Source organism: uncultured Actinomyces sp., from assembly GCA_900541895.1.
Lineage (GTDB): Bacteria > Actinomycetota > Actinomycetes > Actinomycetales > Actinomycetaceae > Pauljensenia.
Window position 1 is genome coordinate 37,037 of the sequence record UWSI01000008.1, and the last position, 26,782, is coordinate 63,818.

Sequence of the window (26,782 nt, forward strand, 5' to 3'; positions counted from 1 at the left end):
CTGAGCTGAAAAGAGTTGTGTGGGCTTCCTAAAAGGGGAGCCCACACAACATTGAAAAGCAGTACTTTTGCCTGAGAAAGTCAAACACTGTGACCTTGACAGAGGTTACTGTGCTTCGGGAGTTGTTCCCGATTCATAAAGCGCTTCAACCTCATCCGCAAAATCAGCAAGAACCCGGCGCCTCTTGAGTTTCAATGATGGTGTCATATACCCGTTCTCAACAGTAAAGGCTGCGTTCACAATGCGGTAGCGACGGATTGATTCGGCCCGTGAAACTTGCTTATTTGCCCGCGCAATCGCACGTTCTAGAGACTCACGCACTGCGGGTAGCTCTGCAGCCTGAGCCGCATCGACAACAGGTTGTCCATGGGCGCGCAGCCATTCTGGAAGCATTTCCGTGTCGAGCGAAATCAGTGCTCCGATATATGGCCGATTGTCACCAACAACAATGATATTTGCAATTAACGGATGGGTTGAAAGGGCATCTTCCAAAATTTCGGGGGAGACATTCTTCCCACCTGCGGTGACAATGAGCTCCTTCTTGCGGCCAGTGATACGGACGTGGCCTCGGTCATCAATCGAGGCAAGATCCCCGGTCTTAAACCAGCCATCGACAAAGGCCTCGGCAGTGGCCTCGGGAAGGTTATGGTAACCGCGGGAAACTGAAATTCCGCGGACTAAAAGTTCCCCATCGCTGGCCAGTTTCGCCTGGTTACCGGGCCATACGAAACCAACACTATCCGGCGGGAAATCCTGGGGGATCTCGACGCTGATGGGACCGGTAGTTTCGGAGAGTCCGTATCCCTGGAGCAAGGTCAGTCCGAGGCCTCGGTAGAAGTTTGCAAGGTCGAGGGCGAGGGGAGCGCCTCCAGAGATGATCGTATGAAGGTTTGGTCCAAGAATTGCCTTGACCTTCGACAGAACCAATGCGTCAGCAACACGCCCGCGAATCTTTAATAGAGCGGAAGGGCCGGGAGATGGAATCGCCGAGGCATCGGGCACGGGCGTGGTGTCTGGTAGGGGACCAGCAACTAAGGACTCGGGAAGAGGAGTATCCACATAGGCGCGCGACTGCGAAAGGGCGCGTGCTTGCTTTGCTGCCCAGGAAAACATTCGCCCCTTGAAACCGCCGCCGGCCTTGGCTGATGCCGCGTTATAGACCTTCTCCAAGACGCGTGGGACAACCAGAAGCATTGAGGGCTTGAAGGTCGCAATATCATCAACCAGGTTGCGTGTATCTGGCGAAAAGGCGACAACTCCCTGTCCCGAGAGCAAGCAGTACATGACAAAGCGTGCAAGTACGTGAGCCACGGGCAAAAATAGCAGCGAACGAGAGCGCGGGTCATTGATGAGAAGGGGAAGAAAATCGTAGGCCTGAAGCATGGGGCTGATGAAGTTCCCATGTGTGAGTACAACGCCTTTGGGGACCCCTGTGGTTCCGGAGGTGTAAATAATAGTGGCTTCATCCTCAAGGTTGACGGCCTCGGTCCGCAGGCGCACTTCTTCGATTGGAACGTCGAGTCCGGCTTGGGCAAGCTCTCGCTGAGCTCCCTTATCAAGCGAGAGGAGATGACGAACCGAATCTGTCTTGACGGACTGAACAAGTTCGGCCTGCTGAGTCGTCGCGGTAATGACAATGCGGATATCTGCGTCCTTGAGGATGTGCTCAATTTGGACGGCAGAATCAGTTTCGTAGATCGGGACGGTGATCGCACCGCAGGACAGAGCGGCAACGTCAATGAGAGCCCACTCGTACGATGTGGGCGCCAAAATCGCAAGGTGCTCACCTGCTTCGAGCCCCAGGGCGATGAGGCCTCGAGCAATCGAATCAACATCCGAAAGGAATTGATCGATGGTAACCGGTCGCCAAGTGCCTACAGGTGAGCGACGCTCGATTGCGACCTGCCCAGGATGCTCTTGAGCTCGCAGGCGCAGCATCGATGGCAGATTCATCTCGGGGCTCGCCTCGCGAGTTGCAATCGCTTCCCAAGAGCCATCAGCAAGCCTGCGTACTGTCATGAGTATCCCTTTCGGTTGAATTGAGTTCAGCGTCTATCGCGCACGTCGGAAGAAGCGCCGGCGCTTTGCCGGGGCAGATTCAACTGGACCACCGTAAAGTTCGTCGACTTCATCTGCGAAATCATGCAGTACTTTTCCACGACGAAGCTTCATCGAGGGAGTCACGTAGCCGTTTTCGACAGTGAAGCTCGCATCAATGATTCGGAATTTGCGAATGGACTCCGCGCGAGAGACTGCCTTGTTGGCGCGGTCTACTGCGCGTTGGAGTGAAGCTTGTACTTCGGGAAGCTGGGCGGCCTCGAGTGGCGAGCAACGGGGAAGTCCGTGCTTACGCAGCCAATCTGGAAGCATCTCAGTGTCAAGGGTAAAGAGCGCACCGATAAATGGCCGCTGGTCGCCAACAACAATGACGTTTGCAATTAAGGGGTGAGTTGCCAGTGAATCTTCCAAAACCTCAGGAGAGACATTTTTGCCACCTGCGGTGACGATGAGTTCTTTCTTTCGTCCGGTAATTGAAAGCTGGCCGCTCTTTGAGATAGACCCTAAATCACCGGTATGGAACCACTCGCCATCGGGCATAACCTGGTGAGTTTGCTCAGGCAAGTGGTAGTAGCCGGGCATGACTGAAAGGCCTTTGACGAGGATTTCTCCGTCTTTTGCGATCTTGATGAAGTTTCCCGGAAGCGGCAGGCCCACAGTGCCTACGGGGTTCTTTCCAACATGCTGAACAGCAATCGGTCCGGTTGTCTCGGAGAGACCGTACCCCTGGAGAAGTGTGATACCCATGCCCGCGTAGAACTGGGCAAGGTCGGTGGCTAAAGGAGCCCCACCGGAAACGATGTAGCGAAGATTCGGGCCAAGAATGGAACGGATTTTCTTTAGAACAAGTGCATCGGCAATGCCGTGGCGTGCCTTCTTCAGTAGGGAAGGCCCGAAAGTACGTTCTTGCGCAAGTGCATATGTGCGCGCCTGCTTGGCGCTCCATGCGAACATCTTGCCTTTGATTCCGCCCCCGGCTTTCGCGGAAGCGGCGTTGTAGACCTTTTCGAGCACACGCGGTACAACAAGCAGAACAGAGGGCTTGAAAGCCTGAATGTCGGGGAGGAGATTCTTAATATTTGGCGAGAATCCAAGGACACCCGCTCCAGAAAGCACGAGGTGCATCACGAGGCGTGCAAGAACATGTGCGACCGGAAGGAAGAGGAGCAGACGTGTATCAGGAGAGTCAATGATATCGCCAACAACCTGACGTGCGCCCGCAATCGTCGCCAGGAAGTTTGCGTGGGTGAGAACAACTCCCTTGGGAACTCCGGTAGTTCCGGAGGTATAGATAATTGTTGCGATCGATGAAGAGTCCAGTGACGAACGGCGAGTTTTAACGTCGTCTATCGACACATGTTTGGCAGCGCGAGCGATGGTTCGCAATGCTCCCTGATCGAAACTGTCGATGGAACGTGTGAAAGTGGGGGCGACACTTCGAACTAGTTCTGCCTGTTGTGTCGTCGCAGTAAACACTTGAACGACATGGGCATCTTCGAGGATGTGGTGGATCTGTGCGGCCGAATCAGACTCATAGATTGGGACCGTAACAGCACCAATCGAGAGAAGAGAAAGGTCTAGCAGTAGCCATTCCATGGATGTGGAAGCGAGAATCGCGACCGAGTCTCCCGCTTCAATACCAAGGCCGACAAGTCCACAGGAGATGTACTCAACCTGACGTTGAAGTTCTGTAGCAGTGATATTACGGGTTGCACCAACGGAGGAACGTGTCTCGATGACGACCTGATCCGGATGGGCAGAGGCTCGTGCAGCGAGCAGGTCGGGGAGCAGCTCGTGCGAAGAGAGCTTGAATTTCGGCTTGATCGTATACGAACCGTCACGCATGCGTTTCATGATGTCTCCGTTTCGGACCTGCAGTTACACGAGCAGACACTATGAATATAGCGTCTAATGGCGGCTATCTAGCTCACAGATCGTAATACAGCTGAAATTCGTAAGGATGCGGGTAGGCGCGCATTGGGGCAATCTCCACCGTTTCTTTATAGTTAATCCAGGTTTCGATCAGGTCTTCAGTAAAGACGTCTCCCTCGGTGAGGAATTCATAGTCATGACGAAGTGCCTCAAGAGCCGCTTCCAAACTGGAGGGAAGCTTCGCAATGGAGTCGTAGTCAGCGCTCGGAAGTTCGTAGAGGTCCTTATCAATGGGTGCGGCTGGGTCGATACGGCGTTTGATCCCGTCGATACCCGCCATGAGACAGGCAGAGAAAGATAAGTAGGGGTTCGCGCTGGGATCAGGAACGCGGTATTCGACCCGTTTCGCGGCAGGCGAAGTACCAGTTACGGGAATGCGAATACAGGCGCTGCGGTTACGTGCCGAATAGACCAGGTTAATCGGCGCCTCAAAGCCGGGTACAAGCCGGCGGAAGGAATTGACCGAAGGGTTTGTGAAGGCAAGCAATGCAGGCGCGTGCTCCAAAAGCCCACCAATGAACCAGCGGGCGGTATCGGAAAGAGAACCGTAGCCTCGTTCGTCATAGAAGAGAGGCTCGCCGTCTTTCCATAGGGGAAAGGTGCGTGTGCATTCCAGAACCGTTATCACCAAATAGCGGCTTGGGCATGAAGGTCGCCGACAGCCCCGCAGCACGCGCAGCGTTCTTAATGACGTACTTAAACTTCATCATGTCGTCTGCGGCAGTTGTTAAGGTATCGAAGCGGTAGTTGATCTCCTGCTGGCCGCCCGAGCCGACCTCGTGATGTGCACGCTCAAGCTTCAGTCCAACCTCGGTCAGGAGATTAGACATCTCATCGCGAAGATCGGTGAAGTCATCGCTGGGGGAGACGGGGAAATAACCGCCCTTAGGTGCGACTTTATATCCCAGATTCCCACCTTCCTCTGTGCGTCCTGTGTTCCAGTAGGCCTCGTCAGAGTCAAGTGCGTAGAAGGTCGATTGAGGGCTTACTTGGTAACGCACATCGTTGAAGACGAAAAACTCTGCCTCTGCGCCGATGTAACAGGTGTCTGCGATGCCAGTGGAGCGCAGGTAGGCCTCGGCCTTCGCGGCAACTTGTCGAGGGTCGCGTGAGAAAGGCTCATCAGTGAATGGGTCGACGATGGAAAAAATGATGACGAGTGTCTTATTAGCGCGGAAAGGGTCGACGAAGGCTGAGGTAATATCTGGAATCAGCTTCATGTCTGATTCGTGAATCTGTGTGAAGCCGCGAACCGACGAGCCGTCGAACATCAGTCCATCTTTGAGGACCGAAGCTTGAAGCTCGCTGGCGGGAATAGTGAAGTGCTGTTGGACTCCTGGAAGGTCGCAGAAACGTACGTCGATGTACGCAATTTCTTCCTTTTCAATGAAGTCGATAACCTCTTGAGCCTGGGTAAACATGGCAAACCTTTCCACAGCGATACCTTCAAGAAATGATAAACCTCAGACCAACAGTTTTCTAATGCCATGCAGAGCAAGCATCACATTGATAGCGCGGTTAGGCTAGGGGCGTGGCTGATCCTTCGACTTATCGACCGAAAACAAGCGAGATCCCGACAGACCCAGGGGTCTATAGGTTTCGCGATGAACAGGGTGCAGTCATCTATGTTGGAAAAGCAAAGAGCCTTCGAGCGCGTCTGACTAATTACTTTCAAGACCTTGCAAATCTTCATCCACGTACCCAGAAAATGGTGACGACCGCGGCCTCGGTGCAGTGGACTGTTGTACGTAACGAGATTGAAGCGCTCACCCTCGAGTTTACGTGGATCAAGGAATTCAATCCCCGTTTTAACGTGATGTTCAAGGATGACAAGTCCTATCCGTATCTCGCTGTGAGCATGGGGGAGCGGTTCCCTAGGGTTCAGGTCACCCGAGAAGCGCGTAAGAAAGACACACGTTACTTTGGTCCGTATACGAAAGTTTGGGCTATCCGCGACACCATTGAACTCCTCATCCGTGTATTCCCCGTCCGAACCTGTTCTGCCGGGGTATTCCGCCGCGCGCAAGCTCAAGGACGTCCATGCCTCCTCGGGTATATTGACAAGTGTTCGGCGCCGTGCGTTGGTCGCATTTCTCAAGCAAAACATCGTGCTTTAGCTCAGTCGATGTGCGACTTTCTTGAGGGAAAGGCAAGCCCTATCCTGCGTCAAGTCGAGTCTGAAATGCGGCAAGCTAGTGCTGAGCTCGATTTTGAAACGGCCGCAAAGAAACGTGATGATCTGCGTGCACTAGAGACTGTTCTTGAACGCAACACGATGGTTTTAAACGATGGAACTGACGCCGATATTTTCGCCTTAGTGAGCGATGAGCTTGACGCCGCGGTACATGTTTTCCACGTTCGTGGTGGTCGTATTCGTGGTACTCGAGGATGGGTAGTTTCACGCGACGACGATGCCGGTGAAGCTGAACTCATGGCCAGACTCTTCGAACAGATCTATTCCGAACTACCGGATGTTCCTCAGGGAACAAAACGAGGCATTGAACAGGCTCAGGCAGTATCAGTCGACGATGTCATTCATACGCCGACTCGTGCGGTTCCGCGTGAGATTTTGGTGAGTGTGATGCCTACTGAAAGGGGCACAATCGCCGAGTGGCTTTCAGAAAAAAGGGGAGCGGCGGTTGACATTCATGTCCCCAAACGTGGTCCGAAGGCTCAGCTTATGGAGACCGTTAAAGAAAATGCCAAGCAGGCGTTGCTTCTGCATAAGACTCGTCGAAGTGGCGATCTTGCCCAACGCGGTCAGGCGCTGGACGAGCTTGCTGAATACCTCGATCTTCCCGCGTCTCCTTTGCGTATCGAGTGCTACGACATCTCTCACACGCAGGGGCAGCTTCAGGTCGGTTCAATGGTTGTCTTTGAAGATGGAGTGCCAAGGAAAGACGCGTATCGCCACTTCAACATTCAGGGTGAAAATGGTGAGGGAACGCCCGATGACACGTCTGCAATGGACGAAGTCCTTCGACGCCGATTCCGTAGGCTCCTTGCTGAAGAAAATGGCGAAGATGGTGAAGATGAGGAAGGTATCGCCTTTGAGTCCGGACCGGTTGATGCGAGCGGACGCCCACGACGCTTTTCGTATCGACCAGATTTAGTAGTTGTTGATGGAGGTTTGCCGCAGGTTAATGCTGCCCGCGACGCTTTAGACTCAATGGGAATTGATATTCCCCTGATCGGTCTTGCAAAGAGGCTGGAAGAAGTGTGGATTCCCGGCGAGGAGTTCCCGCTGATCTTCCCGCGCACCTCTGCAGCTCTCTATATGCTTCAGTACCTTAGAGATGAATCCCATCGCTTCGCAATCACAGCGCATAGGAAACGGCGCGCGAAGAATCAGCAGCGCTCAGTTTTAGACGGAATTGCAGGAGTTGGTCCTTCTCGGCAGAAGGCACTCTTACGTCACTTCGGTTCCGTTAAAAAGATTCGCGAGTCCACACCCGAACAAATTGCACAAGTGAGTGGGATCGGCCCCGCCCTGGGAAGTGCAATTTGGCAAGCGCTTAATCCAGATCTTCCGCTTGTGCAGTAGCACCAAACTGCCTGAGGTAAAACCGGGAAAGATTCGCTGATCAATGGCACCATAGGGGTATGAGCGAAACTCCGATCCCACCCGACACTTCGCAGGAAACTGTGCCCGGAGGTATCCCACTTCTCGATCAGATTGCCTCCGATGCTCCTGATGAGGGCGGCAACGAGGTCGTGATCATCACCGGTCGCTCAGGGGCAGGACGTACCGGTGCCGCCCGTGCACTTGAAGATCTTGATTGGTACGTCGTCGACAATCTTCCACCGGCAATGCTGCCAGCGCTGGTTGGCATGATGAGCCCCGACGGCGGGGGAGTCCACCGACTGGCTGTCGTCGTTGATGTGCGTTCACGTGAGTTCTTTGCTGATTTTGCTCGCGCCCTTGAACAGCTTAAAGAGTTGGGGGTTGCCTATCGGGTAATCTTCCTCGAGGCCTCGCCGGACACTCTTGTCCGGCGTTATGAATCAAATCGCCGCCCTCACCCGCTTCAGGGAGACGGAACTCTTCTTGACGGAATTACAGCCGAAGAGCGCGCGCTTGCTCCTCTACGTCGTTTCGCAGATACGATTATTGACACGTCCAGGATGTCCGTTCATGACCTGACACGTCATATCCGTGATGTTATTGCTCAGGCTGGCGATGTGCCGCTTCGTATCACCGTTGAATCGTTTGGTTTTAAGCACGGTCTCCCCTTGGATGCTGACCACGTTCTTGACGTGCGCTTTTTAAAGAATCCCTACTGGGTTGATGAATTGCGTCATTTGACGGGTAAAGACCAACCTGTTGCAGATTACGTCCTGTCCCAGCCGGGTGCTCGCGACTTCGTTGTTGGTTACGCTGATCTTCTTGCACCCATGCTGAAGGGGTATATTGGTGAACTCAAGCGTTACACAACAATTGCAGTTGGGTGTACGGGCGGGAAGCACCGTTCAGTGGCGAGCGCAGAGCTCATCGCCCGCAGGCTGCGCGAGCATGGTTTCAATGTGCGAATCATGCATCGCGATATGGGAAAGGAATAGTCGATGACCTACGTTGATGCTGCTGGGTGGATGCAGCGCGGCGAATCGAATAACCGTGTCGTCGCTCTAGGTGGTGGACACGGACTATCCGCTACTCTTCGCGCACTGCGACACATTACGCGTCAGCTCACAGCCGTGGTCACCGTTGCTGATGACGGTGGGTCTTCGGGCCGCCTTCGGGCAGAAATGCCGATTCTTCCCCCCGGCGATTTACGCATGGCTTTAGCGTCTTTATGCGAAGAAACTGAGTGGGGTTTGACCTGGCGAGATGTCTTCCAGATGCGCTTAAAGACCAGTGGTCCGATGGATGGTCATGCAGTCGGCAATATTGTGATTGCTGGATTGTGGCAGCTTCTTGACGACCCGGTAGAAGGCCTCGATTTTGTTGGCCGTCTCTTGGGAGCGCAGGGGCGTGTTCTCCCGATGTCGATAGACCCGCTGAGTATTGAAGCGGATATGAATGATAACGGCCGGCACTACACCGTTAAAGGGCAATCTAAGGTCGCAATTGCACCGGGTGATGTTGAGGCAGTACGCCTCAGCCCAGAAGAACCAAGAGTTCCAGCGGCAGTCACCGATGCAATCTCCGAAGCGGATTGGGTTGTTCTCGGCCCTGGTTCTTGGTACACCTCGGTAATTCCGCACTTACTGGTTCCTGATCTTCATCGTGCACTTGTGACGACCGAAGCTCACCGCGCACTCATTTTGAACCTTGAACGTCAGCGTGGTGAAACAGAATCAATGACAACCGCTGATCACGTCCGAGCGATCGCTCAATACGCTCCCAGTTTCAAACTGGATGTAGTGATCGCTGATCCGACAACAACTGACGATATTGATGATCTTGCCGAGGCTGCCGATGCTCTTGGCGCGCGTGTACTTTTGCGTCAGGTTCGCACTGGTGATGGTGAAGCCCATCATGATCCTTTACGACTTGCTGCAGCATTACGTGATGCTTTTGATGGTTTTCTGGGCGAAGTTGGCCGCAGCGAAACCTGGCTCCCGTAAAATCTTCCTCGTTCCCGTGCACCCTGACATAAGGAGACAAGGTGTCCCTCACATCGGATATGAAAGATGAATTAGCGCGTAGCGCGGTTCCCTCGCAATCTGCGATGGCCGCGGAGGTATGTGCAATTCTTCGTTTCTCAGGTGGCCTACACCTCGTGGGTGGTCGGATCCTTATCGAAGCGGAGTTAGATTCTTCCGTAGCCGTACGCCGTCTTCGCGCATTCCTGACCTGCTTGTACAACGTAGAGTCCTTTGTCGTTGTAGTTTCAGGTTCGTCGTTACGGCGAGGAAAGCGCTACGTCGTACGTGTCGTGCACCGAGCAGATGAACTTGCTCGACTCACCGGCCTCGTCGATGGGGCGGGAAGGCCAGTGCGCGGGCTCCCTGCGACCCTGGTTGCTTCCGGGAAAGATGAAGCCGCAGCTGTGTGGCGCGGTGCGTTCCTTGCCCGCGGTTCTCTTCTTGAGCCTGGACGTTCGTCATCTTTGGAAATTACATGCCCGGGACCCGAGGTTGCACTCGCGATGGTGGGACTCGCACGTAAGCTCGGAGCTACTGTTCGTTCAAAGGAAGTGCGCGGATCTGATCGCGTCACTGCTCGTGATTCCGAGGCCATTAGTGCGCTTATCCGCGCGCTGGGTGCACCTGCTACTCATGTTGCCTGGGAGCAGAGGCGTGAGCGTCGCGAGGCCCGGGGTTCAGCCAACCGCTTAGCAAACTTTGACGATGCGAACCTCCGTCGTAGCGCTCGTGCCGCTGTAGCGGCCGGAGCGCGAGTTGAGCGGGCATTTGCGATTTTGGGCGACGATGTTCCAGATCACCTCAGGCAAGCGGGGGAGTTGCGTATTCAGTTCAAGCAGGCTTCCCTTGAAGAGCTGGGCAAACATACCGATCCGCCGCTGACAAAGGACGCGGTTGCAGGCCGTATTCGCCGTCTTTTAGCTATGGCCGATAAGGTCGCGCATGAACGGGGTATTCCCGATACTGAATCGGCCTTGACTTTAGACATGCTCGACGGTGACTGAGATCTCTCTTTCAGCATAATGTGGGCCAGATCTCTAAGGACTTAGTTCACCCTCATCTTGGACCGTGAAGGTGTAGATTAGAGGTACTGGAACCGCAGAGCACTGCGGGCCATAGATGCAAACCGCATCTTCATGGTTGATACAGAAAGCGTGTCCCGCAGGGGGCACAAGCAGGAGGACAACAGTGACCACCCGCGTTGGCATTAACGGCTTCGGCCGCATCGGTCGTAACTTCTTCCGCGCTGCAATTGAGCAGGGCGCAGACCTCGAGGTCGTTGCAGTTAACGATCTGACCGACAATAAGACTCTGGCACACCTGCTGAAGTACGACTCGATTATGGGTCGCTTCAATGGTGAGGTTTCCTACGATGATGAGGGCATTATCGTTGACGGAAAGCACATCAAGGTTCTCGCACAGCGCGATCCTGCCGACCTGCCTTGGGGCGAGCTCGGTGTTGAGGTTGTCGTCGAATCCACCGGTTTCTTCACCGATGGTGAGAAGGCAGCTGCACACATTGCAGCCGGCGCAAAGAAGGTTGTCATTTCGGCGCCTGCAAAGAACGTTGACGGCACCTTCGTTATGGGTGTGAACGATGGCGATTACGATCCCGCCACCATGAACATCATCTCCAACGCTTCGTGCACCACCAACTGCCTTGCTCCTCTGGCCAAGGTTCTCCACGAGAACTTCGGTATTGAGCGTGGCATCATGACCACCATCCACTCCTACACCGGCGACCAGCGCGTTCTCGACGCCCCCCACAAGGATCTGCGTCGTGCACGTGCAGCAGCCCTCAACATGATCCCCACCAAGACCGGTGCGGCTCAGGCTGTTGCTCTGGTTCTGCCCGAGCTCAAGGGCAAGTTCGACGGACTTGCAGTCCGCGTCCCCACCCCGACCGGTTCGCTGACCGACCTAACCTTTGTCGCCAGCAAGGAGGTCTCGGTTGAGGCTATTCAGGCTGCCGTTAAGGCCGCTGCTGAGGGCGAGCTCAAGGGCGTTCTCGAGTACACCGAAGATCCGATCGTTTCGACCGACATCGTGGGCAACCCCCACACCTCGATCTTCGATGCAACCGAGACCAAGGTCATCGGCAACCTGGTGAAGGTTCTCTCTTGGTACGACAACGAGTGGGGCTACTCGAACGCTCTCGTTCGCCTGACCTCGCTGGTTGGCTCCAAGCTGGCCTGATCCTCGCATAGAGCATGATCTGCTAGTTACTGGGCCCGTGTACGTGAAAGCGTATGCGGGCCCAGTTCGCTAGCCTCTCAATTTTTCGTTAATTTAAGGAGAATCCCATGAGGACAATTGATAGCCTGGGTGATCTTTCCGGTAAGAGCGTTCTACTTCGTTCGGACTTCAATGTTCCCCTCGATGCTGACCAGAACATTACCGATGACGGCCGTATTCGCGCGGCACTTCCGACGATCAAGCTTCTTTTGGATGCAGGTGCAAAGGTCATCATTGCCGCTCACCTTGGACGTCCTAAGGGCCAAGTCAATCCCGCATTTTCGCTTGCACCCGTTGCCCACCGCCTTGCAGAGCTGACCGGCGTCAAGGTCACTCTTGCTCCCGACACCGTCGGTGAAGGAGCACACGCTGCTGTTGAAGCTGCAAAGCCCGGTGAGATCGTTCTTCTTGAGAACGTTCGCTTCAACGCTGCAGAAACCTCGAAGGACGATGCAGAGCGCGAAGCCTTCGCTGCACAGCTCGCTTCTCTTGCCGATGCTTTTGTGTCCGATGGTTTCGGTGTTGTTCACCGCAAGCAGGCTTCGGTTTACGATGTTGCCAAGCTTCTTCCTAGCGCCGCTGGTCTTCTTGTTGTCAAGGAAATCGAGTCCTTGGGCAAGGCCGTTAATGATCCCGAGCGTCCCTACGTCGTCGTCCTCGGTGGTTCTAAGGTTTCAGACAAGCTCGGAGTTATTGCGAACCTGCTGTCCAAGGCTGACAAGCTGATTATCGGCGGCGGCATGGCTTACACCTTCTTGGCTGCAAAGGGCTACGAAGTTGGTAAGTCTCTTCTCGAAGCGGATCAGATTCCCACGGTTCAGGGCTACATGGAGACCGCCGCGAAGAATGGTGTCGAGCTTCTTCTGCCCGTCGACACCGTCGTTGCACCTGAGTTTGCAGCAGACGCACCCGCAACCGTTGTCAGCGCTGATGCGATTCCCGCGGATCAGATGGGCCTCGATATTGGTCCGAAGACCCAAGAGATTTTCTCTCAAGCAATTGCTTCTGCAAAGACCGTTGTGTGGAACGGCCCCATGGGCGTCTTCGAGTTCCCCGCATTCGCAGAGGGGACAAAGGCAGTCGCACGTGCAATGAGCGAAGGAACCGCGTTCACCGTCATTGGTGGTGGAGACTCCGCATCTGCCGTTCGTAACCTCGGCTTTGACGAATCTACTTTCTCTCACATTTCCACCGGTGGTGGCGCCTCTCTCGAGCTGCTCGAGGGTAAGGTTCTGCCCGGTATTGCAGTACTGGAGGACTGAACAATGACACGTACCCCTTTGATGGCAGGTAACTGGAAGATGAACCTCGATCACCTCGAGGCAAATCACCTGGTCCAGGGCTTGGCCATGGAACTTTCTGATCACAACTTTGACTACTCGCGTTGCGAGGTTTTGGTGATTCCTCCCTTCACCGATCTTCGTACCGTGCAGACCGTTGTTGATGCCGATGATCTTCAGATTAAGTACGGCGCACAGGACATCTCTGTCCACGATAATGGTGCATTCACCGGTGAGATTTCCTCTGAGATGCTGACCAAGCTCGGCTGCAGCTACGTGGTCGTTGGCCACTCCGAGCGTCGTGAATACCACAGCGAGTCCGATCAGCTTGTTGGCCAAAAGGCCCGCAAGGCATTTGATGCTGGCATGACCCCAATCCTGTGCTGTGGCGAGGCCCTTGAGGTTCGTAAAGCTGGAACCCATGTCGAGTTCGTTCTTGGTCAGGTTCGCGCAGCACTCGAAGGCTTCACTGCCGACGAGGTCGCGAAGATTGTTATCGCCTACGAACCCATTTGGGCAATCGGCACTGGAGAGACCGCAACTGCAGACGACGCACAGGAAGTTTGCGGTGCAATCCGCGAGGCACTGCGCGCCGACTATGGCGACGCGACTGCTGACTCCACCCGTATTCTCTACGGCGGCTCGGCAAAGCCCGGAAACATCAAGGAGCTCATGAGCCAGCCCGATGTTGATGGCGCACTTGTTGGTGGCGCATCGTTGAAGGCAGACTCCTTCGCTGCGATGGCTCGCTTCCAGGAGCTGTGATCCTTTAAAGGCTCTGGGCACCGAAGTACGCAACACTTCGGTGCCCAGTTGGCCTTACCTAGGCATTATTCGCTAGACTACAAACCGTTGAAGTCTCTGAAAGAATCGGAAAATCGAACGTGGCGGCACTGAACATTACACTCATCGTGATCATCGCTCTGACCAGCATTTTGCTGACCCTAACGATTCTGATGCACAAGGGTAAGGGTGGCGGCCTTTCCGACATGTTCGGTGGCGGAATTTCTTCTTCTGCCGGTTCTTCTGGTGTCGCAGAACGGAACCTCAACCGAATTACTTTGGCAATCCTCCTGATTTGGGTCGTGAGCATCATCGGTATGGGAGTGCTGATGAAGTTTGCCTCCTGAACGGAAGTCTTTTAACGCCGCGCTTTTGGAAAGCGCGGCGTTTGTGTATTCACACCGGAGTAGCATGAAACTATGCTCAGCGTCCTTGTAGAAGAACTTGTCATCTGGTTCCCTGTCGTTCTTTGGGGATGTCTTTTCGCTTGGTCCTATCACAGGGAACCTCGGCAGTTTAAGAACGCGATCTTCTTCCTTCTTCTCGTTCTCAGTCTTATTGGTGTCGTCTTCCTTTATTCGTATAGCTCAAGTCTGACCCTGTTCCTTGTTTTACTTGTTCCGTTAGCACCTATTGTGACCATCATTTTCTTGGTTGTTAACGGTGTTCGTGTGATGAGGCGCGAAGGCGTTTCTTTACCTACTTTGCTCCCGCTTCTGCTTGCTGTGGCGATCATCGCGTGGCTTGTTGGCCTTCCGCTTGTGCTCGGTCGCTTCAGGGGATCAAGTGTTGCGCTATCCCTTGCCGCGTTAATTTGTGTTTTGGGCATGTGGTTTTTCTTCAGCTTTGTTGCGCTATTGCTTTATTCCTGGTTCTACCGCAAGCTTCCCCGGAAACGCGTCTTTGATTACATCATCATTCATGGTGCTGGACTCAGGGGAGAGGAGCCGACACCCCTGCTCAAAGGACGAATCGATAAAGCTGTGGAGCTTTGGAAAGCTCAGGGCGCACGTGCGATCCTTGTTCCCTCGGGTGGGCAGGGGAGTGATGAGGTCATTTCCGAAGCTGAAGCCATGTCCCGCTATTTAACTGCGAGCGGTATCCCGCAGGACTCAATTCTTCTTGAAGATCGCTCGACGACAACCATGGAGAATCTTCTTTTCGCCAAGCATCTTCTGGATGCACAAGGGTTAGGAACATACCGCTGCGCCTTTGTCACCTCTGACTACCATGTTTTCCGCACGGCACTCTATGCTTCAAAAGTTGGACTTAAGGGTGACGGCATCGGTTCGAAGACAGCTGGATATTACTTTCCAACAGCGTTTATCCGCGAATTTATTGCTATTACAAAGGAACACTGGCTACCCTACGTCATCATTACGATGATCTGGGCAGCCAGTGTTCTTGCGCCGTATTTAGGTCACCTACTGGGGATCCTTTTTCCCAATCAGTAGGATGGCGTACTCAGCGAGCGACAGCGATACTTTCGCGCGCCTGTGCCGCGATGTTCTCAGGCGTGAATCCGTACTTCTCAAAGAGCCGGGCACCGTCCACAGACTCGCCAAAGTGCTCGAGGGAGATGATCCGTCCGGCCTCGCCAACCCAGCGGTACCAAGGAAGTGCAATCCCGGCCTCGACAGCCACACGGGCACGAACCGCCGAGGGGAGGACCGACTCGCGGTAGGCCTCGTCCTGGCTCTCAAACCACTCAAGGCACGGAACCGAGACCACGCGCGAAGCAATCCCTTCAGCCTTCAGCAGGCGATGAGCCTCCACAGTAGGCGCTACCTCTGAACCCGTAGCCATCAAAATGACCTCGGGAGTGCCTTCACAATCGGCAAGAATGTAGGCACCGCGAGCAACACCTTGAGCATCAGCAAGCTCGTTTCCTTCGCCACGGGCGAGATTAGGAAGATTTTGTCGGCTTAAGACCAAAGCTGCAGGATGATGCTGCTCGAGAATGTTCTTCCATACCTGGACGGTCTCGGCAGCATCCGCAGGACGAATCACTGCGAGATTCGGAATCGCACGGTAGGAAGCAAGATGTTCGATTGGCTGGTGTGTAGGTCCATCTTCGCCTACACCGATCGAATCATGCGTCCAAACATAGGTGACCGGAAGGTCCATAAGAGCGGCAAGGCGAACCGCGCCGCGCATGAAGTCCGAGAACACGAAGAAAGTGCCGCCATACACACGGGTGAGACCATCAGCCGCGATACCGTTCATCGCGCAGGCCATCGCAAATTCGCGAATACCAAAGTGGAGGTTACGGCCGTATGGATCAGCTTCAAAGGAACGCGAGTAGGTTCCTTCCGGGAGGAATGACGTGAATCCATTGAGGAAGGTGTTATTTGACCCACCGAGGTCAGCGGAGCCACCCCAAAGTTCAGGAAGTACCGGTGCGATAGCGTTCAGTACCTTTCCCGAGGCCGAGCGGGTTGCGATTGCCTTTCCCGCCGGGAATTCGGGGAGGGCCTTCTCCCAACCTTCCGGAAGTTCTCCCTGCCGAAGGCGCTCAAGAAGAGCCGCTCGCTGCGGATTCGCTTTCTTCCACTCTTCGAAGCGCTGATCCCATTGGTCGCGCAGTGTTTGTGCACGCTGAGCAAATTGCCTGCGAGAATGCGCAACGGCCTCTTCGTCGACGGCAAAGTGAGCATCCGGATCGGCTCCCAATGCGCTCTTTAAACCGCGAAGTGCCTCTTCACCGAGCTTGGCACCGTGGATTCCCCCGGTATTAGATTTTTCGGGAGTGGGCCATCCGATAATCGTCCGAAGCGCAATGATTGATGGTTGTTCAGTGTTGTCACGAGCGGCTGCCAAAGCCTCATCCAAGGACTGAACGTCTTCGACGTAGGAGCCATCCTCACTCACCCAGTCCACACGCTGAATGTGCCAACCGTAGGACTCGTAGCGCTTGAGAACATCCTCGCTGAATGCGATATCGGTGTCGCCTTCGATCGAGATGCGGTTATCGTCCCATAAAACAATGAGATTGCCGAGCTTTTGTGTTCCCGCAAGAGACGAGGCCTCCGCTGATACACCTTCTTGAAGACACCCATCACCGGCAATGACGTACACACAGTGATCAAAAATCGACTGACCATGAGGAGTGTCGGGATCAAGAAGACCGTGGGTAAAACGTTCTGCCATTGCGAAACCAACAGCAGAAGCAAGACCGGTTCCCAGCGGTCCTGTCGTGAGCTCAACTCCCGGGGTATGCCCGAACTCGGGGTGCCCGGGAGTGAGTGCGCCTTCGGTACGCAGGGCTTTCAGGTCCTCAAGTTCGACGCCCATTCCCGCAAGATAGAGCTGCAGGTATTGAGTCAGTGAAGAGTGGCCCGATGAAAGAATGAAACGATCTCGGCCCAACCAGTGCGGGTCTGATGGGTCAAGGTGAAGGTGATGCTGGTAGAGCGCATACGCCGCAGGAGCAAGAGAAATCGCTGCTCCCGGGTGTCCATTTCCGACACGTTCAACTGCATCAGCGGCGAGAATTTTGGCGGTGGAAATAGCGCGGCTATCGAGCTCATTCCAAGACGCGGGCACGATTGGACCTCCTGGCAATCGGTAAGATGGCTTCCCTGCAGGGTTAAGTGTAGCCGCTCGCCGCGCTCGAACAGCGAATATGCAGCAAATCAGTGGGGCGCAAATACAATAACCCCGTGGCTAAACAAATGGAGCGTGTTCAGGAAGAATGGCTCATTTTCCTGAGTGTGGAGAAGGGGGCATCCCCGCATACTGTCTCCAACTATCGGCGCGACGTACAAAAATATTGTGCTTTCCAAGAAGCACACGGCATTGAACAATGCGATCAGATCACTGAGAGTTCGATTGAAGACTTTCTTGCATCACTCAGCGAGGCAAAAGACGGACATGCTGCAGCCCCCTCCTCTGTGGCGCGCGCGTTAGCGGCGATTCGCTCCTTCCACAAATACGCACTTCGAGAAGGCCTCAGTGCTCAAGATCCCAGCGCCCAAGTTCGTGTTCCTCAGGTTGCTGAACACCTTCCAAAAGCTCTAACAGTCGATCAAGTCGAAGCCTTGCTGGAGGCAGCAGGTACCGGAGATGATCCGCGTTCCCTTCGTGATCGAGCCCTGCTCGAGACCCTCTACGCAACGGGTGCCCGCGTCAGCGAGGCCGTTTCAATGGCAATTGATGACCTAGACCTTAATGAAGAACTTCCGATTATTCGTCTGTTTGGAAAAGGACGTAAGGAACGACTTGTTCCCTTGGGATCGATGGCGAAACAGGCTCTTGAAGCCTATCTTGTGCGTGCGCGCCCCTTCTTTTCTTCAAAGGGGAAAGGGTGTCCAAACGTCTTCCTCAACAATAGGGGAGGCGCACTTTCACGTCAGTCTGCTTGGGATATCATTCAACGCGCGGCAACTCGTGCGCAGCTTCAGGTCCCCGTTTCTCCACACACCCTGCGGCATTCCTTTGCCACACATTTATTAGAAGGCGGAGCGAATATCCGCGACGTACAAGAATTGCTTGGGCATTCCTCTGTTTCAACGACGCAAATTTATACCAAGGTGACGATCGCGACTCTTAAAGAAATGTACCGAACTGCCCATCCGCGCGCGCAGCTCGATCCACGTGCTATCACAACCTCGGCCTCGGACTCCCAATAAGACAAGCGAGCGCACAAATTAAGTGGGGTAGGGCGGAATTGTATGGAGCAATGCACTAAGATGGAATACGTGACGAATCCATCTCAGCCAACGCTTACCGGGGATCTTCCTGCCAACGAAGATAATGATTTCCCCGTCCCGGCACCACTGACCGGGCATGGACCTGCACGCATTATTGCGATGTGTAATCAAAAAGGTGGGGTTGGAAAGACAACGACGACCATCAATCTTGCAGCGTCGCTTGCTGAATATGGACGTCGTGTTCTCATTGTTGACTTTGATCCTCAAGGCGCTGCATCTGTCGGCTTGGGCATCAATACCCTGGAGATGGAACACACAATCTATAACCTCCTGATGAATCCGAAGGAAGATGTTCATCAGGCCCTGTGCCACACCTCAATTCCCGGCCTCGATATCGTGCCTGCGAATATCGATCTTTCGGCTGCCGAAGTGCAGCTGGTTAACGAGGTTGCGCGAGAATCAGCGCTCTCGCGTGTTCTTCGACCAGTCGTCGATGACTACGACGTCATTTTGATTGACTGCCAGCCTTCGCTCGGACTACTCACCGTCAATGCCTTGACCGCGGCGCACGGCGTGATTGTTCCTATGGAAGCAGAGTTTTTTGCTCTTCGCGGTGTCGCATTGCTGGTCGAAACCATTGAAACAGTGCGCGATCGAATTAATCCGCGCCTGAAGATCGATGGAATCCTAGCGACGATGGTTGATACCCGCACCTTGCACTCGCGTGAGGTATTGGAGCGACTCGACGAGGCCTTCGGTGACCTTGTTTTCACAACACGGATTGCGCGTACTGTGAAGTTCCCTGATGCTTCAGTCGCGACGGTGCCAATTACCAGCTACGCGCCGAACCACCCGGGCGCGCGTTCCTACCGACGTTTGGCCAGAGAGATCATCGCGCGTGGAGATGTCGCCTGAATATGACGGGACTCAAGCGGCACTTGATGATTTTCAAGTTTCGCTTGAAGTCTTCGAAGGTCCTTTTGACCTTCTGCTCCAATTGATCTCTCGGAAGAAGCTCGATATCACTCAGGTTGCCCTCGCCGAGGTGACCGATGAGTTCATTGCGCATATGCATGCCTTTCCTGATCTTTCACGGACCAGTGAATTCCTTGTCGTAGCAGCGACTCTATTGGATATGAAGGCAGCGCGTTTGCTTCCTGATTATGAAGAGGAATCCTCGCTGAGTAGTGAAGACCTTGAGGCACGTGATCTGCTCTTCAGTCGTTTGCTTCAATATCGGGCATTCAAGCTTGCGGCGGGGGAGATCGCACAACGGCTTGAGGCCCATGTGGGTTTAATCCCGCGCAGCGTTGCGCTTGAACCTCAATTCACTCGGCTTCTTCCGGAACTTCGATGGGAAGTAAGCGCCGAGGATCTTGCTCGTGCATGTGCGGACGCGCTCAGCGCCCAACCGCCGACTGTCGAAGTGACGCACCTCCATTCAGCTGCAGTTCCGGTTGCTCAGGAAGCAAAGGTCGTCATCGCATACCTAAGCGCTCATGGCCATGCAACCTTTTCTCAGCTCATCTCGGACGCGCGCGATACGGCTGTTGTTGTCTCGCGTTTCCTCGCTATCTTAGAGTTGTACAGGCGCCGAGCTATTGAGTTCCAGCAGGAAGAGGCTCTTTCAACACTGGAACTCGTATGGAATGGAAATGACCCAAAGGTCGATGAATGGGAGGAGGACGTATGAGCGATGCACTTGATCTTGCTGAGACTCAACTTCTCTTCGCTCCCATCGAAGCAATTTTGATGGTTGTCGATCAGCCAGTTACAGCTCAACAGCTTGCAGGTGTTCTCAATGTGTCAGCCGAAGATGTCGAGCACGTGCTTGAGGCACTCTCTGCGCAATACAGTGGACACTCTGGTGGCCGTGAACACGGATTTGAACTTCGGCGTCTAGGCGGAGGATGGCGGATTTATTCTTCTCCTCGCTGGGAGTCGCTTGTGTCCCAGTTTATTGTTGGGTCGGGACAATCTAAACTGTCACAAGCTGCTCTGGAAACACTTGCGGTTATTGCCTATCGTCAGCCGATTTCGCGTGCGAGGATCTCTCAAATTCGCGGCGTGAATGTTGATGCGGTGGTTCGAACCTTGTGTGCACGCGAACTCATTGAGGAAGTTGGCCAATCTTCTTCTGGGGCTCGTTTGTATGGAACGACCCAAGTATTTCTTGAACGAATGGGAATGAATTCCCTTGATGAATTGGCGCCATTAGCCCCCTACCTTCCGGCTTCGGACGAGCTGGACGAACTTGAGGAGACACTGTGAGAAACGATTCCTATAGTGAAGACGGTATTCGCCTGCAAAAGGTGCTCTCACGTGCGGGGGTGGCTTCTCGGCGGGCAGCAGAAGAGCTTATTGCCCAAGGCCGTGTTTCAGTTGACGGCAAGGTGGTTCGCGGGCAAGGTATGCGTGTTGATCCCAGGCGTCAAGCCATTCACGTCGACGGTAAGAGAATTATCTTGGAAGAGAACCGCCCGATCGTCATGGCTGTCAATAAGCCTGTTGGTATGGTCTCGACCATGTCAGACCCGGAGGGACGTCCGACGCTAGCGGATCTTGTTGCTGATTACCCGGAACGTCTGTATCACGTGGGTCGCTTGGATATCGATACTTCTGGGCTGCTTTTGCTGACGAATGATGGTGAGCTAGCGAACCGACTGACCCACCCCTCTTACGAAATTCCTAAGACCTATATTGCACGTGTTCACGGCGAGGTTAAGCCGGGTGTCCGCCGTCGTCTGCTCGAAGGCGTTGAATTGGAAGATGGTCCAATTGCGGTTGATTCTTTCCGCACCATGGAAACTTACGGTGATATCACAACTGTTGAAATCATCGTCCATGAAGGACGTAACCGTCTTGTTCGCCGTCTGATGGATGAGGTGGGGTACCCAGTTCGTGAGCTCGTTCGTACGAAGTTTGGCCCCATTCGCCTCGAACACCTACAGCCCGGAACGATGCGTCGTGTCAAGGGACCGCAGCTTGCTGCTCTCTATGACGCAGTTGGTTTGTGAGTCCCGTGCCATCACACGTGAGTACGACCCGCGGTCCCGTCCTGATTATCGGCACGGGTCTTTTGGGCACTTCTCTTGCGCTTGCGCTTCGTAGTGGGGGAGTCGAAGTTTTTCTTCGTGATTCCTCACCAACGGCTGGACGCTTAGCACAGGATTTGGGTGCCGGTACTCTGATTGGTCCAGAGGATCACTGCTCGCCGTCGTTGGTGATCGTGTCTACCCCTCCTGACGTTGCTGATGTCTGTGTTGTGGATGCGTTGATTCGATATCCCGAGGCCGTCGTCAGCGACGTTGCTTCCGTAAAGTTGGCTGTCCTTGAGGGAGTTGTCGAGGAAGCAGAGCGCCGCGGCCTTGATATCACAAGCCGCTACGTAGGTTCTCATCCGATGGCGGGTCGCGAGCGTAGTGGTGCAGGTGCTGCAGATGCAGATCTTTTCTACGGCAGGCCATGGGTCATTGTTCCTAGCCCGACTTCATCTCCTGATGCAGTGATGCGGATTCGTTCACTTGCGGGGGATGTGGGGGCCTTTCCCATTGAGATGGATGCTTCGACGCACGATCAGTCCGTTGCGTTAATTTCTCACGTACCCCAATTGGTTTCGTCAATGCTTGCTGCTCGGCTTGCTGATGCCCCTGTTTCGGCGCTTTCGCTTTCTGGACAGGGTCTTCGGGATACAACTCGAATTGCCGCCTCCGATCCTCGTTTGTGGACTGCAATTTTAGCGGGCAATGCTGGCCCCGTTGTCAAGGTCTTGAAGGACATTCGCGAAGACCTTGATGATCTGATTTCGCATTTGGATGCCGCCGCACACGAAGGCCCACTTGAAGGCGGAAGCGTTGGAGCTGTCTATCGAGTGATGGATCAGGGCAATAGGGGAGTCGCGCGAATTCCGGGTAAACACGGTGGGGCACCGACCCGTTACGTCGTTCTCGATGTGTTTGTTCCTGATACTGCTGGCTCTCTCGGTCGACTTTTCGCTGATCTCGGTGAGATCGGTGTGAATATCGAAGATTTCGCCCTAGAACACTCTGCCGGCGCTCCAATGGGTGTCGCCCGCCTCAGTCTCGATCCATCGATCGTTGCTTCGACCATTTGCCAGCTGCAGGAACGCGGGTGGAATACCGGAAGTGGAGATTAATTATGTTAGATGATCTTTCCCCTCACGGCCTGACGATTGCAATTGACGGACCTGCAGGTTCTGGCAAATCAACGATTGCTAAATTACTTGCTCGTCGCCTGGGCATTGGTTACCTCGATACCGGGGCGATGTATCGATCATTGACTCTTATTGCCTTAGAGTCAGGTGTTGATTTAGACAATCACGACGCTGTTGCTGCCTTGCTTCCTTCTCTTGATCTTCACGCGGATTCGAATCCTGATGATCCTCATTTCTTTGTTGGAAACCGGGAGGTTACTTCGTTAATCCGAACCTCCACCGTTTCCGAGGCCGTCGCAAAGATTTCGACGAACCTTTTAGTTCGCGCTTGGATGGTCGAGCATCAGCGTCAACGCATGGCCGAAGCTAGTGCTAACGGAAGTGGAATGGTGGCGGAAGGACGCGATATCACCACCGTTGTATACCCTGAGGCCGATTTGAGAGTCTTGCTTGTTGCTTCACCGCTTGCGCGTATGAAGAGGAGGGCTAAGGAGTTATTTGGTGATGACAGCCCTGAAAGCCTAGAAAAGGTTCGTTCTCAGATTGTTGATCGTGATGCCGCTGATTCAACCGTCAGCGAATTTACGAACCCTGGCCCTGGAATTGAACTGGTTGATACCTCGGATCTTGATATTGACGGGGTCTTGGAGGCGGTTATTTCGCTTCTCCCCGCAGGCATGAGTGGGAAGCACAACTGAATGTGACGGGGGTCGCCGTACTCAATTGGAATTTTCGGTAGGACTTAGGCTAGACTATCCGAGTCGCCAAAATTTAGGTGATCGAACGGGCTGTGGCGCAGTTTGGTAGCGCACTTGACTGGGGGTCAAGGGGTCGCGGGTTCAAATCCCGCCAGCCCGACAGGTAATCAGGATCGGTTTTCCGATCCTGATTTTTTTATTTTCAGGCTCCTTTTCGCGTAAAGTTTTACGCCCAATTGACGGCTCTAGCTTCCACTCTGATCTCAGACAAAACGGCTGCGCAATTCCTACGAACTGTGAGATGTTCGCACATATTCAACGAAAATCACTGAAGAAATGCTGTGAATGAGTGCACTTTATGATGTTACCAATGTGGCGAATATGTATAGTGTTACAAAAGTGACTAACCATCATCACTGACGGAGTTTATTTATGCGAGTAGTTTCCCTGACTGCAAGTGCTGCATTCTTAAGCCTTGTGTTCCCACAAGGCACAGCCTTGGCAAATGCGCCTACTGGTGATCACCAGATCGCTCTCACAGGGACGACAACAAGTAGCGAACGGCCCGTACAAAAGATCACTCTCACGCGTTCGCAAGGTGAACCTACCCGCATTGCCCAGGCAGGCCTCGAGAATGTCGGAATTGGAAACGGACATTCTTTAAAACGTTTCTCACGCACCACACTGCAGTCCCAGGGCACATCTTCTTTTGATCCTAGTGATAATGCAGCAATCTTGACCGAGCCCATCTCTGTCGATCCTTTCATGGTCACTGGTCTGTCCTGGAGTGGGCAATCCGAGCTTTCTGCCAATACCCAAATGTTTATTCGGGTTCGTGAGAATGGCAGGTGGAGCCAGTGGTACCTGACTGATAATGATGGAGGAGCTGGAAAAGATCACGCCGATGGCACCCAAGCGCGCGGTGGTACCGATCCTTTCATTACCGCAGGAGCTGACGCGATCCAAATTCGCGTAACTGGGAATGAAAATGAGCTTCCAGCTGATCTCGAAGTCGCAATGATTCCCGATAACCCGCAGGGCGAAACAACACTGGCAGAAGACGATGTTGTGACAACGGCTGCAGAAGGCACAGATATTAATCCAGAGTCCGTGCAGGCCGAAGAGAGTTATTTAACTTCGCTTATTCAGTCCAAGCAGGACGCTGAGGCTGACAGCAAGAGCGAAGAGCCAGCAGCTGAATCGCCATCCCCTGCATCAAGCGGGGACACTTACGAGGAACCAACAGAGTCTGTTTATCCGGGAGTCGGTAGCGGAAGCGCAATCGGACGCAGCGGTGCTCAGCTCAGTCACGCTTTCCCCACGACTGTTCAGCCCAACGGGCTACCCGTTGCTGTAACGAGCAGGAGCGGTTGGGGAGCGAATGAATCCTACCTTGACTGGGATCCGGAGTACTTCGCAGCGAGCCATGTTGTTGTTCACCACACTGCCGGGACAAATAACTACTCCATGGATCAATCTGCATCCATTGTCCGGGGGATCTACCACTACCATGCAGTGACTCTTGATTGGGGAGATATCGGTTATAACTTCCTCGTCGATAAATGGGGACGTGCGTTTGAAGGCCGAAAAGGGACACTTTCTTCGCCGGCTGGCAAGATGGTTGCTGGCGCCCACGATCAAGGCTTTAACTCCGGCACGATGGGGATCTCGATGATGGGAACCTATCAATCCGAAGCTCCCTCGCAGGCAACCTTGAACACCGTGGGCGCTCTTGCAGGATGGCAGTTAAGGCGTGCAGGAGTGTCGAATATGTCCGAGTCTGCAGGCTTTAGGCCCAGGGGATCGAACCCAAGGTATCGAGCAGGTACTTACATCGATCTTGCCCGTATTTCCGGCCATCGAGACACTTATCCGACGAGTTGCCCAGGAGATGCCGGATACTCGAAGCTTCCGACAATTCGTCAGATTGCACAAAATGGGGCACAGGCTCCCCGGATTGACGCGAGCTCAACGAACGATCAATCGGCTTCCTACACTGTAAAAGGCGCGATTTGGGGTCTGTGGAATGGCAATAAGTCACTCATGGGTAATCCCAAGTCGGATGAGGAAGCAAGTGCTCCCGGAGTCTACCAGCTGTTTGACCAAGGAACTGCTTACTGGACCGAAAAGACTGGCGCCCATTTTGTGTCCGGGTCAATCTTCCGCGCATACGGTGATAACCGTTACGAACGTGGGTTCTTAGGATTTCCAACGAGTGATGAGTATCCTGCAGGCTCTGGACGCGCGCAAGAATTCCAAGGTGGAACAGTTACATGGACTCAAAATGCTGGTAGCCATACGCTTCGCTATGGCACTGGTATTGCTAACGCTTTTATTGAATTAGGTGGCGCGAAGGCTTTGGGTACTGCTACATCCGATGAGACTCGTTCTGGTAGCGGTGTTTTCCAAGTGTTCGAAAAGGGGACCGCTTATTGGACAGCGGAAGGTGGTACCCACTTTGTAAGCGGAGAAATCTTCAAAGCATACGGACAAGCAGGGTATGAACGCGGCTCACTAGGCTATCCGTTAAGCAGCGAATACTCCACGAATTCGGGGCGCATTCAGGAATTCCAAGGTGGTGTTATTACCTCCTCATCTTCCGGCACCTACACCCTGCGTTATGGCACTGGTATTGCAAATGCATTCCGCGAAATTGGCGGGGTAAAAGTTGTCGGTTTACCGCGCACCTCCGAGACCCGTTCCGGTAAGGGCGTCTACCAAGTATTCGATAATGGAACGGCATACTGGACGCCTCAAGGCGGTACTCATTTCGTACGGGCGGGGATCTTCAACGCCTATGGGAGCAAAGGATACGAACGCGGTTTCCTAGGTTTCCCCGTTAGTGATGAGTACTCGGCAGGCTCCGGTCGCGCGCAGGAGTTTGAAGGCGGCGTCATCACATGGAGCGCGAGTGGGGGAACCTATGTCTTGCGCTACGGAACTGGTATTGCAAACGCATATCGAGATCTTGGCGGTGCACGCTTCTTGGGCGTTGCGACTACAGCTGAGACGCCTTCAGGTAAGGGAGTCTTCCAAGTTTTCGACAAGGGCACTGCCTACTGGAGCGCAACAAGCGGCTCGCACTTTGTGCGTGGACAGATCTTTACAACGTACGGCCAAGCTGGATACGAACGCGGAAGCTATGGGTATCCCACCAGTGATGAATTCTGGTCCGCAGGCACTCGAGTTCAGTACTTTGAGGGCGGTAAAATCGCCTCATAACAAAGCCCTGACAGCGTCGATGAGGCAGTAGTGGCCTACACGCAAGAAGGGACGTATATGAGCACAATCTTCAGCTATAAAATCGAGCTTTCCAAAGAAACAGATGATTGAGCTCGCTTGAATGTGTGTAGGTAAAACTAGTGGTGTGGCCTCCCCGGC

At 54.0% G+C, this 26,782-nt stretch carries 20 protein-coding genes, 1 tRNA gene and 1 pseudogene; 18 read left to right on the forward strand and 4 right to left on the reverse strand.

Annotation, left to right across the window (positions count from 1 at the left end; genetic code table 11):
• Positions 1–105: 105 nt before the first annotated feature.
• From QZR18_RS03590 to glnA, 3 genes and pseudogenes are all read right to left on the reverse strand, one after another.
• Positions 106–2,019: a long-chain fatty acid--CoA ligase gene (locus QZR18_RS03590; RefSeq protein ID WP_178707194.1), complete on the reverse strand. Its 1,914-nt coding sequence runs from the start codon at positions 2,017–2,019 to the stop codon at positions 106–108.
• A gap of 33 nt (positions 2,020–2,052) precedes the next feature.
• Positions 2,053–3,912, reverse strand: a complete 1,860-nt coding sequence (locus QZR18_RS03595; RefSeq protein WP_178707192.1) for a long-chain fatty acid--CoA ligase — start codon at positions 3,910–3,912, stop codon at positions 2,053–2,055.
• Between the two features lie 73 nt (positions 3,913–3,985).
• Positions 3,986–5,411 (reverse strand): annotated as a pseudogene (gene glnA / locus QZR18_RS03600) (type I glutamate--ammonia ligase).
• Between the two features lie 110 nt (positions 5,412–5,521).
• On the opposite strand from glnA, the gene uvrC reads away from it, so the two are divergent.
• The 9 genes from uvrC to QZR18_RS03645 all read left to right on the forward strand — a co-directional run bounded on the left by uvrC (position 5,522) and on the right by QZR18_RS03645 (position 15,331).
• Positions 5,522–7,534, forward strand: a complete 2,013-nt coding sequence (uvrC, locus tag QZR18_RS03605; protein ID WP_178707190.1) for an excinuclease ABC subunit UvrC — start codon at positions 5,522–5,524, stop codon at positions 7,532–7,534.
• A gap of 59 nt (positions 7,535–7,593) precedes the next feature.
• Positions 7,594–8,550, forward strand: coding sequence for an RNase adapter RapZ (gene rapZ, locus QZR18_RS03610; protein ID WP_178707188.1), 957 nt, complete (start codon positions 7,594–7,596; stop codon positions 8,548–8,550).
• A 3-nt stretch (positions 8,551–8,553) separates the two neighbouring features.
• On the forward strand, positions 8,554–9,558 hold the full coding sequence (yvcK, locus tag QZR18_RS03615; protein ID WP_178707186.1) for a uridine diphosphate-N-acetylglucosamine-binding protein YvcK: 1,005 nt from the start codon (positions 8,554–8,556) through the stop codon (positions 9,556–9,558).
• Positions 9,559–9,599: 41 nt separating this feature from the next.
• Entirely contained in the window at positions 9,600–10,583 is a 984-nt protein-coding gene (gene whiA / locus QZR18_RS03620; RefSeq protein ID WP_178707184.1) for a DNA-binding protein WhiA, read from the forward strand.
• Between the two features lie 184 nt (positions 10,584–10,767).
• Complete coding sequence (gene gap / locus QZR18_RS03625; RefSeq protein ID WP_034503387.1) at positions 10,768–11,775, forward strand: type I glyceraldehyde-3-phosphate dehydrogenase; 1,008 nt, start codon at positions 10,768–10,770, stop codon at positions 11,773–11,775.
• Between the two features lie 107 nt (positions 11,776–11,882).
• Positions 11,883–13,076 carry a phosphoglycerate kinase gene (locus QZR18_RS03630; RefSeq protein WP_178707182.1) on the forward strand — a complete coding sequence of 398 codons (1,194 nt, stop codon included), beginning with the start codon at positions 11,883–11,885 and terminating at the stop codon, positions 13,074–13,076.
• A gap of 3 nt (positions 13,077–13,079) precedes the next feature.
• Complete coding sequence (tpiA, locus tag QZR18_RS03635) at positions 13,080–13,859, forward strand: triose-phosphate isomerase (RefSeq protein ID WP_178707180.1); 780 nt, start codon at positions 13,080–13,082, stop codon at positions 13,857–13,859.
• A gap of 119 nt (positions 13,860–13,978) precedes the next feature.
• Positions 13,979–14,224, forward strand: a complete 246-nt coding sequence (gene secG / locus QZR18_RS03640) for a preprotein translocase subunit SecG (RefSeq protein WP_178707178.1) — start codon at positions 13,979–13,981, stop codon at positions 14,222–14,224.
• A 72-nt stretch (positions 14,225–14,296) separates the two neighbouring features.
• Complete coding sequence (locus QZR18_RS03645) at positions 14,297–15,331, forward strand: YdcF family protein (protein WP_178707176.1); 1,035 nt, start codon at positions 14,297–14,299, stop codon at positions 15,329–15,331.
• Positions 15,332–15,341: 10 nt separating this feature from the next.
• Here the strand turns inward: QZR18_RS03645 and tkt are convergent, their stop codons facing one another.
• Positions 15,342–17,423, reverse strand: a complete 2,082-nt coding sequence (gene tkt, locus QZR18_RS03650) for a transketolase (RefSeq protein ID WP_178707174.1) — start codon at positions 17,421–17,423, stop codon at positions 15,342–15,344.
• Between the two features lie 128 nt (positions 17,424–17,551).
• On the opposite strand from tkt, the gene xerD reads away from it, so the two are divergent.
• From xerD to QZR18_RS03695, 9 genes are all read left to right on the forward strand, one after another.
• The gene (gene xerD / locus QZR18_RS03655; RefSeq protein WP_178707254.1) at positions 17,552–18,508 is read left to right on the forward strand and encodes a site-specific tyrosine recombinase XerD; all 957 of its coding nucleotides are present in this window, start codon (positions 17,552–17,554) and stop codon (positions 18,506–18,508) included.
• A gap of 69 nt (positions 18,509–18,577) precedes the next feature.
• Complete coding sequence (locus QZR18_RS03660; protein WP_178707172.1) at positions 18,578–19,444, forward strand: ParA family protein; 867 nt, start codon at positions 18,578–18,580, stop codon at positions 19,442–19,444.
• Positions 19,434–20,222 carry a ScpA family protein gene (locus QZR18_RS03665; protein WP_178707252.1) on the forward strand — a complete coding sequence of 263 codons (789 nt, stop codon included), beginning with the start codon at positions 19,434–19,436 and terminating at the stop codon, positions 20,220–20,222. Before QZR18_RS03660 ends, QZR18_RS03665 begins: the two co-directional genes overlap by 11 nt.
• Positions 20,219–20,800, forward strand: coding sequence for an SMC-Scp complex subunit ScpB (gene scpB / locus QZR18_RS03670; protein ID WP_178707170.1), 582 nt, complete (start codon positions 20,219–20,221; stop codon positions 20,798–20,800). Before QZR18_RS03665 ends, scpB begins: the two co-directional genes overlap by 4 nt.
• Positions 20,797–21,546: a pseudouridine synthase gene (locus tag QZR18_RS03675; RefSeq protein WP_178707168.1), complete on the forward strand. Its 750-nt coding sequence runs from the start codon at positions 20,797–20,799 to the stop codon at positions 21,544–21,546. Before scpB ends, QZR18_RS03675 begins: the two co-directional genes overlap by 4 nt.
• 17 nt (positions 21,547–21,563) lie before the next feature.
• Positions 21,564–22,685, forward strand: coding sequence for a prephenate dehydrogenase (locus QZR18_RS03680; protein WP_178707166.1), 1,122 nt, complete (start codon positions 21,564–21,566; stop codon positions 22,683–22,685).
• A 2-nt stretch (positions 22,686–22,687) separates the two neighbouring features.
• Positions 22,688–23,401 (forward strand): (d)CMP kinase, encoded by a 714-nt coding sequence (cmk, locus tag QZR18_RS03685; RefSeq protein ID WP_178707163.1) that lies wholly within the window; start codon positions 22,688–22,690, stop codon positions 23,399–23,401.
• An 86-nt stretch (positions 23,402–23,487) separates the two neighbouring features.
• Positions 23,488–23,561, forward strand: a tRNA-Pro gene (locus QZR18_RS03690).
• A gap of 272 nt (positions 23,562–23,833) precedes the next feature.
• The gene (locus QZR18_RS03695) at positions 23,834–26,623 is read left to right on the forward strand and encodes an N-acetylmuramoyl-L-alanine amidase (RefSeq protein ID WP_178707160.1); all 2,790 of its coding nucleotides are present in this window, start codon (positions 23,834–23,836) and stop codon (positions 26,621–26,623) included.
• The last annotated feature ends 159 nt before the right edge of the window (positions 26,624–26,782 follow it).